Origin of the sequence: Enterobacter sp. BIDMC109, assembly GCF_001037885.1 — a bacterium.
Classification (GTDB): Bacteria; Pseudomonadota; Gammaproteobacteria; order Enterobacterales; family Enterobacteriaceae; genus Enterobacter; species Enterobacter hormaechei_C.
Genome location: NZ_KQ090002.1, coordinates 3,548,488 through 3,562,715 on the forward strand (window position 1 = coordinate 3,548,488; position 14,228 = coordinate 3,562,715).

At 54.0% G+C, this 14,228-nt stretch carries 16 protein-coding genes; 8 read left to right on the plus strand and 8 right to left on the minus strand.

The window, feature by feature from the left end; translation table 11 throughout:
* Positions 1-481: 481 nt before the first annotated feature.
* A complete protein-coding gene (gene gmhB, locus SK62_RS16775) occupies positions 482-1,048 on the minus strand; it encodes a D-glycero-beta-D-manno-heptose 1,7-bisphosphate 7-phosphatase (RefSeq protein ID WP_047718794.1) in 567 nt (188 codons plus the stop codon).
* 188 nt (positions 1,049-1,236) lie between these two features.
* On the opposite strand from gmhB, the gene metN reads away from it, so the two are divergent.
* The 6 genes from metN (at position 1,237) to proS (ending at position 6,816) form a co-directional block, all read left to right on the plus strand.
* Entirely contained in the window at positions 1,237-2,268 is a 1,032-nt protein-coding gene (gene metN, locus SK62_RS16780) for a methionine ABC transporter ATP-binding protein MetN (protein WP_006810022.1), read from the plus strand.
* A complete protein-coding gene (locus tag SK62_RS16785; protein ID WP_003856130.1) occupies positions 2,261-2,914 on the plus strand; it encodes a methionine ABC transporter permease MetI in 654 nt (217 codons plus the stop codon). Before metN ends, SK62_RS16785 begins: the two co-directional genes overlap by 8 nt.
* A 40-nt stretch (positions 2,915-2,954) precedes the next feature.
* On the plus strand, positions 2,955-3,770 hold the full coding sequence (gene metQ / locus SK62_RS16790; RefSeq protein ID WP_003856132.1) for a methionine ABC transporter substrate-binding lipoprotein MetQ: 816 nt from the start codon (positions 2,955-2,957) through the stop codon (positions 3,768-3,770).
* A 106-nt stretch (positions 3,771-3,876) separates the two neighbouring features.
* Positions 3,877-4,281 (plus strand): Rcs stress response system protein RcsF, encoded by a 405-nt coding sequence (rcsF, locus tag SK62_RS16795; protein WP_015572735.1) that lies wholly within the window; start codon positions 3,877-3,879, stop codon positions 4,279-4,281.
* A complete protein-coding gene (tsaA, locus tag SK62_RS16800; RefSeq protein ID WP_017694476.1) occupies positions 4,278-4,985 on the plus strand; it encodes a tRNA (N6-threonylcarbamoyladenosine(37)-N6)-methyltransferase TrmO in 708 nt (235 codons plus the stop codon). The genes rcsF and tsaA overlap by 4 nt, the downstream gene beginning before the upstream one ends.
* A 112-nt stretch (positions 4,986-5,097) precedes the next feature.
* Positions 5,098-6,816: a proline--tRNA ligase gene (gene proS, locus SK62_RS16805; RefSeq protein ID WP_047718795.1), complete on the plus strand. Its 1,719-nt coding sequence runs from the start codon at positions 5,098-5,100 to the stop codon at positions 6,814-6,816.
* 45 nt (positions 6,817-6,861) lie between these two features.
* Here proS and nlpE read toward each other — a convergent pair whose 3' ends face one another.
* The 3 genes from nlpE to SK62_RS16820 are packed head-to-tail and all read right to left on the minus strand — an operon-like array spanning position 6,862 to position 8,558.
* Positions 6,862-7,560: an envelope stress response activation lipoprotein NlpE gene (nlpE, locus tag SK62_RS16810; protein WP_017383734.1), complete on the minus strand. Its 699-nt coding sequence runs from the start codon at positions 7,558-7,560 to the stop codon at positions 6,862-6,864.
* 39 nt (positions 7,561-7,599) lie between these two features.
* Entirely contained in the window at positions 7,600-8,016 is a 417-nt protein-coding gene (gene arfB / locus SK62_RS16815) for an alternative ribosome rescue aminoacyl-tRNA hydrolase ArfB (protein ID WP_006810027.1), read from the minus strand.
* Positions 8,013-8,558, minus strand: coding sequence for a YaeQ family protein (locus tag SK62_RS16820; RefSeq protein WP_015572732.1), 546 nt, complete (start codon positions 8,556-8,558; stop codon positions 8,013-8,015). Before SK62_RS16820 ends, arfB begins: the two co-directional genes overlap by 4 nt.
* A 195-nt stretch (positions 8,559-8,753) precedes the next feature.
* Here SK62_RS16820 and SK62_RS16825 point away from each other — a divergent pair, with 195 nt between their 5' ends.
* Entirely contained in the window at positions 8,754-8,954 is a 201-nt protein-coding gene (locus tag SK62_RS16825) for a YaeP family protein (RefSeq protein ID WP_003856146.1), read from the plus strand.
* Positions 8,941-9,201, plus strand: coding sequence for a Rho-binding antiterminator (gene rof, locus SK62_RS16830; RefSeq protein ID WP_003856148.1), 261 nt, complete (start codon positions 8,941-8,943; stop codon positions 9,199-9,201). Before SK62_RS16825 ends, rof begins: the two co-directional genes overlap by 14 nt.
* A 26-nt stretch (positions 9,202-9,227) precedes the next feature.
* On the opposite strand, the gene tilS is transcribed toward rof, so the two are convergent.
* The 4 genes from tilS to accA form a co-directional block, all read right to left on the minus strand.
* A complete protein-coding gene (gene tilS, locus SK62_RS16835) occupies positions 9,228-10,514 on the minus strand; it encodes a tRNA lysidine(34) synthetase TilS (RefSeq protein ID WP_032670530.1) in 1,287 nt (428 codons plus the stop codon).
* Between the two features lie 58 nt (positions 10,515-10,572).
* A complete protein-coding gene (locus SK62_RS16840) occupies positions 10,573-10,962 on the minus strand; it encodes a VOC family protein (protein WP_003856151.1) in 390 nt (129 codons plus the stop codon).
* A 66-nt stretch (positions 10,963-11,028) separates the two neighbouring features.
* Positions 11,029-13,161, minus strand: coding sequence for a lysine decarboxylase LdcC (locus tag SK62_RS16845; RefSeq protein WP_015572729.1), 2,133 nt, complete (start codon positions 13,159-13,161; stop codon positions 11,029-11,031).
* 100 nt (positions 13,162-13,261) lie between these two features.
* Entirely contained in the window at positions 13,262-14,221 is a 960-nt protein-coding gene (gene accA, locus SK62_RS16850; RefSeq protein WP_003856154.1) for an acetyl-CoA carboxylase carboxyl transferase subunit alpha, read from the minus strand.
* Positions 14,222-14,228: the final 7 nt, after the last annotated feature.

Sequence of the window (14,228 nt, forward strand, 5' to 3'; positions counted from 1 at the left end):
GTCCGCCACTCGTCAGCGAAGCAGCAAGCTGCTTCCTGTTACCGTTCGACTTGCATGTGTTAGGCCTGCCGCCAGCGTTCAATCTGAGCCATGATCAAACTCTTCAATTTAAAAGTTTGATGCTCAATGAATTAAACTTCGTAATGAATTACGTGTTCACTCGTTGAGACTTGGTATTCATTTAGTGTCCGAAGACATTAAGAATCCATGTCACTTTGAGTGCCCACACAGATTGTCTGATAAATTGTTAAAGAGCAGTTGCGACGCGCTTCAGCGCTCTGTCGCGAGGTGGCGTATATTACGCTTTCCTCTTTCAGAGTCAACCCGTTATTTCAGGATTTTTTCTCTTCAACCGACCGGGTTGTTTGTGAAGTGATTCACATCCGCCGTGTCGATGGAGGCGCATTATAGGGAGCCGCCGAGGAATGACAAGCGGAAAAATGCATTTTTATTTCAACCGCTCACCTTTTCGCCAAAACGCCTATTTTTGGTGCTTTTTAATCTCTTTTGGCAGTTCTGCCAGACTAGTTATCACCCAGTCGGCTGCATTTTCTGCTTCTGTGGTGACCGGTTTACCGGTACGCACTAATACCTTGGTACCTACACCAGCCGCCGCTGCTGCCTGCATATCTTCCAGTTTATCGCCCACCATATAAGATGCGGCCATATCAATGTGCAGGAATTCCTGTGCAGAGATAAACATGCCCGGGTGTGGCTTACGGCAATCACAGGTCTGACGATACGCCTCTACACTTCCCTGCGGGTGATGCGGACAATAATAGATGCCATCAAGATCGACGCCACGATCGGCCAGAGACCAGTCCATCCATTCCGTCAGCGTCTCGAATTGCGCTTCGGTGAATTTACCCCGGGCGATACCGGACTGGTTAGTTACCACCACCAGCGCATAGCCCATCTCTTTCAACTGGCGCATGGCATCTATTACGCCCTCGATAAACTCGAACTTATCAATCTCATGGACGTAACCGTGATCCACATTAATAGTGCCGTCACGATCGAGAAAAATTGCGGGTACAGATTTTGCCACCGGTTTGCTCCTGAAAAAGGCTTGTTCAGCTAGTATCTCATGAATCGCAGCGCAATAAAGTGCTCATCGCACAGAGGTGGATTGATTTAGACGTCTGGATGCCTTAACATCCATTTTGTTTACGGTCATTCCCCGTATCTGGCAGAAGAAAATGCCACGGCTAACTTACTTACGATAAAAATAATCTAATGATTAAACTTTCCAATATCACCAAAGTGTTCCAGCAGGGGAACCGAACCATTCAGGCGCTGAACAACGTCAGCCTGCATGTGCCTGCTGGTCAGATTTATGGCGTCATTGGCGCATCGGGTGCGGGTAAAAGTACGCTGATCCGTTGTGTTAACCTGCTTGAGCGCCCAACCCAGGGCAGCGTAGAAGTTGGCGGCCAGGAGCTTACCGCTCTCTCAGAAAAAGAACTCACCAAAGCGCGTCGCCAGATTGGCATGATTTTCCAGCACTTTAACCTGCTGGCATCCCGCACCGTGTTCGGCAACGTTGCCCTGCCGCTTGAGCTGGATAACACGCCGAAAGAAGAAGTTACGCGTCGCGTCACCGAACTGCTCGACCTTGTTGGTCTGGGCGACAAGCATGATAGCTACCCGGCAAATCTGTCCGGTGGGCAAAAACAGCGTGTGGCCATTGCCCGCGCGCTGGCAAGCAATCCTAAGGTGCTGCTGTGCGATGAAGCCACCAGCGCGTTAGACCCGGCCACCACGCGCTCTATTCTGGAACTGTTAAAAGACATTAACCGTCGCCTGGGCCTGACGATTCTCCTTATTACGCATGAAATGGATGTAGTGAAACGCATCTGCGACTGCGTGGCGGTCATCAGCAACGGTGAGCTGATTGAGCAGGACACGGTGAGTGAAGTCTTCTCACACCCGAAAACGCCGCTGGCTCAGCAGTTCATTCAGTCCACACTGCATCTGGATATTCCGGAAGATTATCTGGAACGTTTAAAAACAGACGCAACGCCTGACAGCGTCCCGATGCTGCGCATGGAGTTCACGGGCCAGTCCGTTGACGCACCGCTGCTGTCCGAAACCGCGCGTCGCTTTAACGTGAATAACAACATTATTAGCGCGCAGATGGACTACGCCGGTGGCGTGAAGTTCGGCATTATGCTGACGGAAATGCACGGCACACAGGAAGAAACCCAGGCGGCAATTGCCTGGCTGCAAGAACATCACGTAAAAGTAGAGGTACTGGGTTATGTCTGAGCCGATGATGTGGCTACTGGTTCGCGGCGTTTGGGAAACGCTGGCAATGACCTTCGTATCGGGCTTCTTTGGTTTTGTGATTGGGCTGCCGGTCGGCGTGCTGCTGTACGTTACGCGCCCGGGTCAAATTATTGAAAACGCGAAGCTGTATCGTACGCTCTCTGCGCTGGTGAACATTTTCCGGTCTATTCCGTTCATTATTCTGCTGGTGTGGATGATTCCGTTTACGCGCGTGATCGTCGGGACGTCGATTGGTTTGCAGGCAGCTATTGTCCCGCTGACCGTAGGCGCGGCACCGTTTATCGCCCGTATGGTGGAAAACGCCCTGCTGGAAATCCCAACCGGCCTGATCGAAGCTTCCCGCGCTATGGGTGCGACGCCAATGCAGATCGTTCGCAAAGTTCTGCTGCCAGAGGCGCTGCCTGGGCTGGTGAACGCAGCAACCATCACGCTTATCACCCTGGTCGGTTATTCCGCAATGGGCGGCGCCGTAGGTGCTGGCGGTTTAGGCCAGATTGGATATCAGTACGGCTATATTGGCTATAACGCTACCGTAATGAATACCGTTCTGGTATTGCTGGTTGTGCTGGTTTACTTAATTCAATTCTCTGGCGATCGTATCGTCCGGGCTGTTACGCATAAATAACGTTACAAACAACACAAACTCGACGAGTTAAGGATATAACATGGCGTTTAAATTTAAGACCTTCGCAGCAGTAGGCGCACTGATTGGCTCGCTGGCACTGGTGGGTTGCGGTCAGGACGAAAAAGATCCAAACCACATCAAAGTAGGCGTTATCGTCGGTGCAGAACAGCAGGTTGCTGAGGCCGCGCAGAAAATCGCTAAAGAGAAATATGGCCTGGACGTTGAACTGGTGACTTTCAACGATTACGTTCTGCCGAACGAAGCGCTGAGCAAAGGCGACATTGACGCTAACGCCTTCCAGCATAAACCGTACCTGGATCAGCAGATCAAAGATCGCGGCTACAAACTGGTTGCTGTCGGTAACACCTTCGTTTACCCGATTGCCGGTTACTCCAAGAAAATTAAATCTCTGGATGAACTCCAGCCGGGTTCACAGGTTGCCGTCCCTAACGACCCAACCAACCTTGGCCGTTCCCTGCTTCTGCTACAGAAAGTGGGCCTGATTAAACTGAAAGAAGGCGTTGGCTTGTTACCGACCGTTCTGGACGTAACCGAAAACCCGAAAAATCTGAAAATTGTTGAGCTGGAAGCACCACAGCTGCCACGTTCTCTGGACGATGCGCAGATCGCCCTGGCCGTGATCAACACCACTTACGCCAGCCAGATCGGCCTGACCCCAGCGAAAGATGGCATCTTCGTTGAAGATAAAGATTCCCCGTACGTCAACCTGATCGTGACTCGCGAAGACAACAAAGACGCGGAGAATGTGAAGAAATTCATACAGGCATATCAGTCTGAAGAAGTGTACCAGGAAGCCAATAAGGTGTTTAACGGCGGCGCGGTTAAAGGCTGGTAATCTCCCGGCAGTGTAATATCATCAAGACGGGCATTTGCCCGTCTTGTCATTTGTGCGGTCAACTGCTTCAATATCTGACGTTTTGATTATCCACTGAGGAATTATTATGCGTGCTTTACCGATCTGTTTTTTAGCACTGATGCTGAGCGGCTGTTCTATGCTAAGCAGATCTCCTGTTGAACCTGTTCAAAGCACTGCAACCCCGCCAAAAGCGGAGCCAGCAAAACCGAAAGCGCCTCGCGCTGCGCCGGTACGTATTATTACCAAAGCCGACGAGCTGGTCGGTAAGCCATTCCGTGAACTGGGCGAAGTGAGCGGCGAATCCTGCCAGGCAACGAATCAGGACTCCCCACCCAATATTCCGACAGCCCGCAAGCGTATGCAAATCAACGCGTCGAAAATGAAAGCCAACGCGGTGCTGCTGCACAGCTGCGAAGTCACCAGCGGCACACCAGGTTGCTATCGCCAGGCGGTATGTATCGGTTCTGCGCTTAATATTACGGCGAAATGAGTTCATTTCAGTTCGAGCAGATAGGCGTTATTCGCTCCCCTTATAAAGAAAAGTTCGCCGTGCCGCGTCAGCCGGGTCTGGTCATTAACGGCGGCGGCGAGCTTCATCTTGTCGCGCCGTATAATCAGGCCGATGCAGTGCGCGGGCTTGAGGCGTTCAGCCATTTATGGGTGGTCTTTGTATTTCACCAGACCATGGAAGGCGGCTGGCGTCCCACCGTGCGTCCGCCTCGTCTGGGCGGAAATGCCAGAATGGGTGTCTTTGCCACCCGCTCAACCTTTCGTCCCAACCCCATCGGGATGTCGCTGGTCGAGCTGAAAGGCATACGTTGTCAGAAAGATCAGGTGATCCTGGAGTTAGGTAGCCTTGACCTGGTTGATGGCACGCCGGTCATAGATATTAAGCCTTACCTGCCCTTCGCCGAAGCGCTGCCGGATGCCCGGGCAAGCTATGCTCAGGACGCACCGCAGGCAGATATGGCGGTTCACTTCACGTCTGAAATTACAACGCAAATCAGCGAGCTGGAAAAGCGTTATCCTCGCCTGCGTGACTTTATCGTTGAAGTGCTGGCCCAGGACCCCCGTCCCGCCTACCGCAAAGAAGAGGAAGCCGGGAATACGTACGCCGTCTGGCTGCTGGACTTTAACGTGCGCTGGCGCGTGACTGCGGCGGGTTTTGAAGTGTTTGCCCTGGAACCCAGGTAATTTTGTTCTCCTCTCTTTTGGCATCTTTGCCACACTGGTAAACTAAACCACTTTTTTTGTGTCAGGCTGGTGTTTCAGCCTGTTCCAATCGTCGAAATGGAACCGTAACAACATGCGTACTAGCCAATATCTGCTCTCCACTCTGAAGGAGACACCTGCCGACGCCGAGGTGATCAGCCACCAGCTGATGCTGCGCGCCGGGATGATCCGCAAGCTGGCCTCCGGGTTATACACCTGGCTGCCGACCGGCGTGCGCGTCCTGAAAAAAGTCGAAAACATCGTGCGTGAAGAGATGAACAACGCCGGTGCTATCGAGGTGTTAATGCCGGTCGTTCAGCCCTCTGAACTGTGGCAGGAGAGCGGTCGCTGGGAGCAGTACGGTCCTGAACTGCTGCGTATTGCCGATCGTGGCGATCGTCCATTCGTTCTCGGTCCAACGCATGAAGAAGTGATCACCGATCTGATCCGTAACGAGCTGAGCTCTTACAAACAGCTGCCGCTGAACTTCTTCCAGATCCAGACTAAGTTCCGTGACGAAGTGCGTCCACGCTTTGGCGTCATGCGTTCTCGCGAGTTCCTGATGAAAGATGCTTACTCTTTCCATACTTCTCAGGAATCGCTGCAAGAGACCTACGACAAAATGTACGCGGCCTACAGCAAAATCTTCTCCCGCATGGGGCTGGATTTCCGTGCTGTACAGGCTGATACCGGTTCAATCGGCGGTAGCGCCTCCCATGAATTCCAGGTTCTGGCGCAGAGCGGCGAAGACGATGTGATCTTCTCTGACTCCTCTGATTACGCCGCGAACATCGAATTTGCAGAAGCGCTGGCACCAAAAGAACCACGCGGCGCGGCAACGCAAGAGATGACGCTGGTTGATACGCCAAACGCGAAAACTATCGCCGAGCTGGTTGAGCAGTTTACTCTGCCGATCGAAAAAACCGTGAAAACCCTGCTGGTGAAATCGGCTGAAGGTAGCGCTTATCCACTGGTTGCCCTGCTGGTACGAGGCGATCACGAGCTGAACGAAGTGAAAGCCGAGAAGCTGCCGCAGGTTGCCAGCCCGCTGACCTTCGCAACGGAAGCGGAGATCTGCGCCGTTGTGAATGCAGGTCCTGGTTCTCTGGGTCCGGTGAACATGCCTGTTCCGGTGGTCATTGACCGCACCGTTGCGGCGATGAGCGACTTCGCTGCGGGCGCAAACATCGACGGTAAACACTACTTCGGCATCAACTGGGATCGTGACGTGGCGACGCCGGAAGTGGCTGACATCCGTAACGTGGTCGCAGGCGATCCAAGCCCGGACGGCAAGGGTACCCTGATGATCAAACGCGGTATCGAAGTAGGCCACATCTTCCAGCTGGGCGATAAGTACTCGCGCGCAATGAACACTGCCGTTCAGGGCGAAGATGGCCGTAACCAGGTTCTGACCATGGGCTGCTACGGCATTGGCGTAACGCGCGTTGTTGCTGCCGCTATCGAGCAGAACTATGACGAACGCGGAATCGTCTGGCCGGATAACATCGCGCCGTTCCAGGTGGCGATCCTGCCAATGAACATGCACAAGTCTTACCGCGTGCAGGAGCTGGCTGAGAAACTCTACGCTGAGCTGAGCGCGAAAGGTATCGACGTGCTGATGGATGACCGTAAAGAGCGTCCTGGCGTGATGTTTGCTGACATGGAACTGATCGGTATTCCACACACCATCGTCATTGGCGACCGTAACCTCGACAGCGACGAGATTGAATACAAATACCGTCGCACCGGCGAAAAACAGATGATCAAGACGGGCGATATTCTTGATTACCTGGTGAAAGCCATCAAAGGTTAAGAAACAAAAAACCCCGCCAGTGCGGGGTTTTTTAATGGCTATATCTTATTTGCTTTCGCAGTCTTTCCCCGCAGCAAACTTCGCGTCTTTATCTGCCACCAGCGTTTTCACCAGCTCGCCGCTATCCGGGTTTGGCTCCAGCGTAAAGTGCCCTTCAACCGTCAGCAACACTGGCTTACTGTCGTTGCCGCGCGCGACGGCATAGTCTCGCTCCAGCTGGGCATTGTTCGCCACGCTGACTTTCTTCCCGGTTGCACAGTCAGTGAAGATCGCCGCATCCGCCATGTAGAAATACATCCCTCGCATCGCCATTGGGGTGGCTGGCAGGGTCGCTTTTACCGGGGCCAACGTGTAGTTGAACTGGGATTCAATCGGATTACCTTCGCGATCGAGCATCTCCATCCCCTCGCCTTTGGCGCGGAAGAAGGTTTTATCGCCCGTGGTATCCGTCAATACCAGCTTCTCAGCCGTACGCGCCCATGTTCCGTAAGATGCAAAAGAAGACGGTTCTTTCGCCCCCTGGTAACGCTGGTTCATGACCCAGGTGCCATCTTTTTGCAGAAACAGAGAGGTTTCGATGCCCTCGCAATCTGCACACGGTAATACGCCGCGCCAGCTTTGCTGCATCGGCTTTAATTCTTCATTTTGCGTTGGCTGTAGTACCTGCGTTTCTGAACGGTTATTACAGCCAAAAAGCGCGAACAGGCTTGTCACGGCCAGCGCTGATAATAATGCTTTTTTCACAATACTTTCCTTATGAAAAAGGGTATCCCTTTCGTCACATTATGGGTGACGGACTTTGCCACGCAGTGATTTTACGGTGGATTTCTGCGCCTTCGATGACAACCGACGTTCTTTCGATGCCCGCGTTGGACGTGTTGCCCGGCGACTTTTTTGTACAGCCGTCAGCTCTTTGATGACCGCGACCAGCCGGGCTATTGCCGCTTCCCGGTTAAGCTCCTGGCTGCGATACTCCTGCGCTTTAATCACCATCACACCCTCGCTGGTGATCAGGTGATGGCTGGCGGCAAGCAGGCTTTCTTTATAATACTCTGGCAGGCTGGAGGCCCGAATGTCAAAGCGCAAATGGATAGCCGTTGAGGCCTTGTTAACGTGCTGTCCCCCTGCTCCCTGGGCCCGGATGGCGGTGATCTCCAGCTCGTTATCAGGGATGCTGACGTTTCGGGACAATACAATCATGATGCGGGCTGCCAGGCTGTGAGATGAATTTCCAGATTATTCTGAGAATCGGAAAGCCAGATGGCGCCGTCCTGAATCGTCGCCTGTAGCGCCATCGTCCGGCTGGCGAACGCACTCAGCTGCGCCAGCTGTTCATCATCCAGATACCAGACGGTAAGATTTTTGAACAGCGCACATTTATTTTTATTTTGTTGCCACCAGATCTCCGCCGCTCGCTGGTTGTAGGCAAACAACGCCACTTCAGCAGACTGGGTGCAGGCCTTTTTGATCCGGCGTTCATCCGGCAGGCCAAGCTCAATCCATAAATCGATACCCAGATGATCGTTGCGCAGCCAGGCTTCCGGTTCATCTTCCGCGCTTAAACCACGGGTAAATTGCAGACGCTCGTCGGCATACTTAATCCACGCCAGCAGGCGCAGCATCATGCGCTCCTGGGTTTCAGAAGGATGACGCGCCAGCGTCAATGACGCATCCAGAAACTGGTTACGGTCAAGATCCGCCACATTGACCACAGCTTTATAAATTGTCGCTTTCAGCGCCATGAGAGAACTCCTTTCGAATCAGGCGTACATTGTAGCGAAAACCGCGGCAAAAGGCTGTTACGAGGTGGTGGCGCCCTCTTATCAAGGCGCTGATATTGCTTAAATGAGTATGGTATAGTCACCTTGCTAAACCGAGTTTAACTTCGTAGGCTTAATGATATCTCACAGTAAGTCAGTACGCTGGCAGGAGGTGATGTGAATAATTATTGTGAGTTGATTCGCAGACGGTATGCGGAGATCGCCAGCGGAGATCTGGGGTACATTCCGGATGCGTTGGGCTGTGTATTGAACGTGCTAAATGAAGTGGCCTCTGATGAGAGCCTTTCTGAATCGGTCAGGGAAAAAGCAGCGTATGCTGCGGCGAATTTACTGGTGAGCGATTATGTCGATGAATGATACCTATCAACCCATCAATTGTGATGACTATGACAACCTCGAACTCGCCTGCCAGCATCATTTAATACTGACGCTGGAGCTAAAAGATGGCGAAGTGCTAAAGGCAAAGGCCAGCGATCTGGTTTCCCGTAAAAATGTGGAATACCTGGTTGTGGAAGATGCAGGTGCAACGCGTGAGCTACGCCTCGACAAAATTGCCAGTTTCAGCCATCCGGAAATCGGCACCGTTGTGGTGAGCGAATCCTGATAACCAACGGGCAGCCAGGCTGCCCGTTACGCTTTCCATTCAAAATTAACTCCCGCTTCAGCCCACCCCTCTTCAGTGATGAAAACCCCTGCCGCCGCGATGAGCGTGTCGCCGTAAAACAGAAGCGGCGTGGTATCACGTCGCCAGGGCGGAACGTTCTGTTCCTGCCAGATTTTCTTCAGCTTACGCCCGCCGTTACGCCCGACGATATGCAGCATGCCGCTGGCCCTGAAGCGTATAGTGACGTTCTCGTCCGGCTCAGGTAGACGCACATTGCCCGAATGGCTTAACGCAACGACACCGGCATTCATCGGTAGCGTTAATGCTTTTTCCGGCGACGGCCAGTCGAGCACAACGTCAGCCAGCGACGGCACAGATTTTACCCACCAGAGTTGCCCTTTATAGCGCCTGACGTCATAACCATTCAGGTGTATACACGGGGCAGCATCTTCCCTCGCCTGTGCAACTTCCTCCCAGATACGGTTGAGCATCGCCCGGGACGGCATAACCGCACGGTGGTAAGCCAGCCAGCGACGAATCAGAGCAGCCCGGCGCACGGGGCTCATCACCTTCAACGGCGCAATGTTCAGGGCACCGTCAGCGGTAGTCAGCGTATCCAGCTCCTCGCTCAGCAACTCATCCAGCAAGCTTTCCTGTTCAGCACACAGCATGGCGCTTCTGGCCGCCGCTTCGGAAAAATGCGCCCAGCGCTCACTCAGCAGCGGTAAGACGCGCAGGCGCAGGAAGTTACGGTCGTAACTGTCGTCCTGATTGCTCTCGTCTTCAATCCAGAACAGATGATGCTGCTGCGCCCAGGCTTCCAGTGATGCGCGCGTCTCACCCAGCAGCGGGCGGATGAGCTCTGTTTCAGCAAAATCTGCGCGCTCAGGCATGGCAGATAACCCCGCAGGCCCGCTGCCCCTCTTGAGCGCCAGTAAAAACGTCTCGCACTGGTCGTCCAGATGCTGCGCGGTGACCAACGCTTCCCCTTGCTGTAATGCGCCAGAAAACGCGGCGTAGCGGGCTTTCCGCGCCTGCGCCTCAATACCCAGCCCCTCATCCTCAAGCGTGACGCGTTCAACGATCAGCGGGATTGCCCACCCTGAACACACCGCTTCGCAGTGCGCTACCCAGTCGTCGGCATGGGGGCTTAAGCCGTGATGGATATGCATCGCCCGCAGCTGGACGTCAGGCTCACGGTCGCGCCAGAGCTTAAGGCGGTGCAGCAAAACGGTGGAATCCAGGCCACCGCTGAACCCCACCAGCAGCTGGCGATAGGGTGAAACGGCGTGCGCGATAGCAGGTAAGGTCATAGGAAATTACACATAAAAAATGCCCGAACTGAACGGGCATTATCACACATGACGGCGATTACTGCTGGTAAAGCTCCAGCGGCAGGCCGTCCGGATCGTTGAAAAAAGTGAAACGTTTATCGGTAAAGGGATCGACACGAATCGCTTCGCAGGCCACGCCGTGGGCTTCCAGATGTTTTACCGCGCTGTCCAGGTCATCGACGCTGAAGGCCAGGTGGCGCAGGCCGCAGGCTTCCGGGCGTGAAGGACGCGCTGGCGGGAAAGGAAAAGAGAACAGTTCAATCACATATTGTCCGTTTAAAGCCAGATCGCCTTTCCAGGAGTCGCGCTCCTCACGGTAAGCCTCGCTCAACAGCGTAAAGCCGAGAACGTCGCAGTAGAATGCCTTACTTTTCGCGTAATCGGTGGCAATGATCGCAATATGATGAACCGCTTTTAAACCCAGCATAGTTTCTCCTTTTTATGATGCTCTGAACGTTACAACCGACAACCCGCCCCTGGCAAGCAGACCCTTTTATTTTAGGACTCTCACCCAGTACACGCCGTTATCATCGCGTTTCGCGCCATGAATGTCCGTTTCAAAGCCCGGATAGTGGCGCCCTACCGAACAGAGCATCAGCAGGAAATCGAGCACCGCCCGGCTCTCCTCGGTGATCATTTCACCCGGCATCAGCAGCGGCACGCCCGGCGGATAAGGCAGGATCATGTTGGCCGATACCCGCCCGACCAGGTTCTCCAGCTCAACGGTTTCAACCTCCCCTTTCACCTGGCGCTGCCACGCCCTGTGCGGCGTCAGCTTCATTTCAGGCAGAACATCAAATGCCTGCAACATCAGGCGCGGCAGATCGTGCTGGCGGATCAGCCTGTGGATCCCCTGGGCCAGATCCTGAATACGCATATTGCGATAGAAGTCAGGATCTTCCGCGTAGAGATCCGGCAGCATATTCTTCACCCGCAGGTTCAGATCATATGCACGCTTAAACTCCATCAGTCCGCGCAACAGCCCCATCGCGCGGGTTTTATCGATCCCGATGCTGAACAGGAACAGCAAATTATAGGGGCCGGTTTTCTCCACCACCACGCCGCGCTCATCAAGGAACTTCGCCACCAGCGCAGCCGGGATCCCTTCCTCACCCATCACACCCTGCTCATCCATGCCCGGCGTCAGGATCGTCACCTTAACCGGATCGAGGAACATGTGGTCCGCATCGGCATCCCGAAAACCGTGCCAGCTCTCCCCCGGCGCGACGGGCCAGCATTCTGCCTCATCAATCTCTTCCGGCTGCCAGATATCAAAGAACCAGCCGTCCGCTTCATCTTTAAGCCGCTGAACCTCTTTTCGGAAATGCAGCGCCCGTTCCACCGAACGATTGATCAGGCGTTTACCCGGATTACCGCGCAGCATCGCCGCCGCCGTTTCGATGGACGCCACCAGCGGGTAGCTCGGCGACGTGGTCGTGTGCATCATAAAGGCTTCGTTGAAGGTGTCCTCGTCGTACTCGCCCTTGATGTGAATGAGAGACGCCTGGGAAAACGCGGCCAGCATTTTGTGCGTCGACTGCGTTTCGAAGAACACCTTGCCCGGCACCCGCTCGCCGCTCATCCCACTTTTACCCGAGTAAATCGGGTGGAAATTGGTGTAAGGCACCCACGCGGAGTCAAAGTGGATCGACGGCACGTCGAGCGTCTGCTTGATCCAGTTCGTGTTGTAAAGCAGCCCGTCATAGGTGGAGTTGGTGATCACCGCGTGCACAGGCCAGCTTGCCTCGGGGATCGCCGCGATCTTATTTTCAATGGCTTCATGCGCGAACTCACGGCGAGGAATGCCGCCGAGAATACCCAGCGCATTACGCGTAGGCGACAGCCAGAGCGGCACCACGTCGCTCATCATCAGCAAATGCGCCAGTGATTTATGGCAGTTGCGGTCAATCAGCAGCGTACTGCCGGCAGGCGCGGCGTACATCCCGACGATTTTGTTCGAGGTTGAGGTACCGTTGGTCACCATGTAGCTTTGCTCGGCGCCAAAGGTCCGGGCGATGTACTCTTCGGCTTCCAGATGCGGGCCGGTATGATCCAGCAGAGAGCCTAACTCGGTGACCGAAATCGACACATCCGCCTTCAGCGTGTTACCGCCGAAGAAATCGTAGAACAGACATCCCACCGGGCTTTTTTGATAGGCTGTTCCCGCCATGTGGCCTGGCGTACAGAAGGTGTACTTCCCTTCATTCACATAGGTGAACAGCGCGCGCGTGAACGGCGGTGTGATGTTATCGAGGTATTCACCGGTGTACTGCTGAATGCGGGTCGCAATGTCCTCGGCAACGCCGAGTGAGTATTCGAAGAACCACAGCGCCATACGCATATCATGCGCGCTCACGTCCATGGTCGAGTGAGTGTTGATAAACGCGTACAGCGGAAGATATTCGTTGAGCTTATTGATATCGCTGCACAACTCCATGTCGTATTCGTCCCAGTCGAATATTACGCCACAGATGCGCGGATTGTGTTCGATAAATTTCAGCAGGTCGGCGCTGTTTTGCGGCCAGATCAGCTGGTATCCACGTGCTTTAAGGGCTTGCTCCAGCTCCTTGATGGGTTCGTCTTTATAAAAGACGCCATGTGGCCCCATGATGGCAATGATGTTCATGGTTTACCTCCTTGAAAAACATCAGATAAGCATAGTTAAGGTAAACGGCAGGTATAAAAAAAGCCGCAACAATGTGCGGCTTTTAGGATAATTGTGAGGCTTACGCGTAACCGTAGGTCATCAGACGCTGATAACGACGGTTGAGCAGATCTTCTGTGCTCAGCACGTCCAGGTCCGCCAGATCTGCCAGCAGCTGCGCTTTCAGGGAAGCAGCCATCACTTCCGGCTTACGATGCGCGCCACCCAGCGGTTCAGGGATAACGGTGTCGATCAGCTTCAGCTCTTTCAGACGTGGGGCAATGATGCCCATCGCTTCAGCAGCCAGCGGCGCTTTATCGGCACTTTTCCACAGAATGGAGGCACAGCCTTCCGGAGAGATAACGGAATAGGTACTGTACTGTAGCATATTCACTTTATCGCCCACGCCAATTGCCAGCGCACCGCCGGACCCACCTTCACCGATAACGGTACAGATGACCGGCACTTTCAGGCGAGACATCTCACGCAGGTTGCGTGCGATGGCTTCAGACTGACCGCGCTCTTCAGCGCCAACACCCGGGTAAGCACCCGGCGTGTCGATGAAGGTGATGATAGGCATATTGAAACGCTCAGCCATCTCCATCAGGCGCAGGGCCTTACGGTAGCCTTCTGGCGCTGGCATACCGAAGTTACGACGGATTTTCTCTTTGGTTTCACGGCCTTTCTGATGACCAATAATCATCACCGGACGTCCATCCAGACGCGCGATACCGCCGACGATAGCTTTATCGTCAGCGTATGCGCGGTCGCCTGCCAGTTCGTCAAATTCGTCAAACGCCAGGCGGACATAATCCAGGGTGTACGGACGCTGTGGATGACGCGCCAGCTGGGCGATCTGCCATGCGCCGAGATCGGCAAAGATTTTGCGCGTCAGTTCTACGCTTTTTTCGCGCAGACGATGCACTTCTTCGTCGATGTTAATATCCAGTTTTTCATCCTGACGGCTCACGGCTGTCAGAGAATCGATTTTCGCTTCCAGCTCTGCAATCGGCTGTTCGAAATCAAGGAAATTCAGACTCATAGTATTC

What these genes read in the sequence shown, in the direction of transcription:
- SK62_RS16785 (WP_003856130.1), top strand. Translation starts at nt 2,261, where the DNA reads ATGTCTGAGCCGATGATGTGGCTACTGGTTCGCGGCGTTTGGGAAACG.
- metQ (WP_003856132.1), top strand. Translation starts at nt 2,955, where the DNA reads ATGGCGTTTAAATTTAAGACCTTCGCAGCAGTAGGCGCACTGATTGGC.
- SK62_RS16845 (WP_015572729.1), bottom strand. Translation starts at nt 13,161, where the DNA reads ATGAACATCATTGCCATCATGGGGCCACATGGCGTCTTTTATAAAGAC.
- tilS (WP_032670530.1), bottom strand. Translation starts at nt 10,514, where the DNA reads ATGACCTTACCTGCTATCGCGCACGCCGTTTCACCCTATCGCCAGCTG.
- SK62_RS16820 (WP_015572732.1), bottom strand. Translation starts at nt 8,558, where the DNA reads ATGGCGCTGAAAGCGACAATTTATAAAGCTGTGGTCAATGTGGCGGAT.
- metN (WP_006810022.1), top strand. Translation starts at nt 1,237, where the DNA reads ATGATTAAACTTTCCAATATCACCAAAGTGTTCCAGCAGGGGAACCGA.
- tsaA (WP_017694476.1), top strand. Translation starts at nt 4,278, where the DNA reads ATGAGTTCATTTCAGTTCGAGCAGATAGGCGTTATTCGCTCCCCTTAT.
- proS (WP_047718795.1), top strand. Translation starts at nt 5,098, where the DNA reads ATGCGTACTAGCCAATATCTGCTCTCCACTCTGAAGGAGACACCTGCC.
- SK62_RS16840 (WP_003856151.1), bottom strand. Translation starts at nt 10,962, where the DNA reads ATGCTGGGTTTAAAAGCGGTTCATCATATTGCGATCATTGCCACCGAT.
- rcsF (WP_015572735.1), top strand. Translation starts at nt 3,877, where the DNA reads ATGCGTGCTTTACCGATCTGTTTTTTAGCACTGATGCTGAGCGGCTGT.
- rof (WP_003856148.1), top strand. Translation starts at nt 8,941, where the DNA reads ATGTCGATGAATGATACCTATCAACCCATCAATTGTGATGACTATGAC.
- arfB (WP_006810027.1), bottom strand. Translation starts at nt 8,016, where the DNA reads ATGATTGTATTGTCCCGAAACGTCAGCATCCCTGATAACGAGCTGGAG.
- accA (WP_003856154.1), bottom strand. Translation starts at nt 14,221, where the DNA reads ATGAGTCTGAATTTCCTTGATTTCGAACAGCCGATTGCAGAGCTGGAA.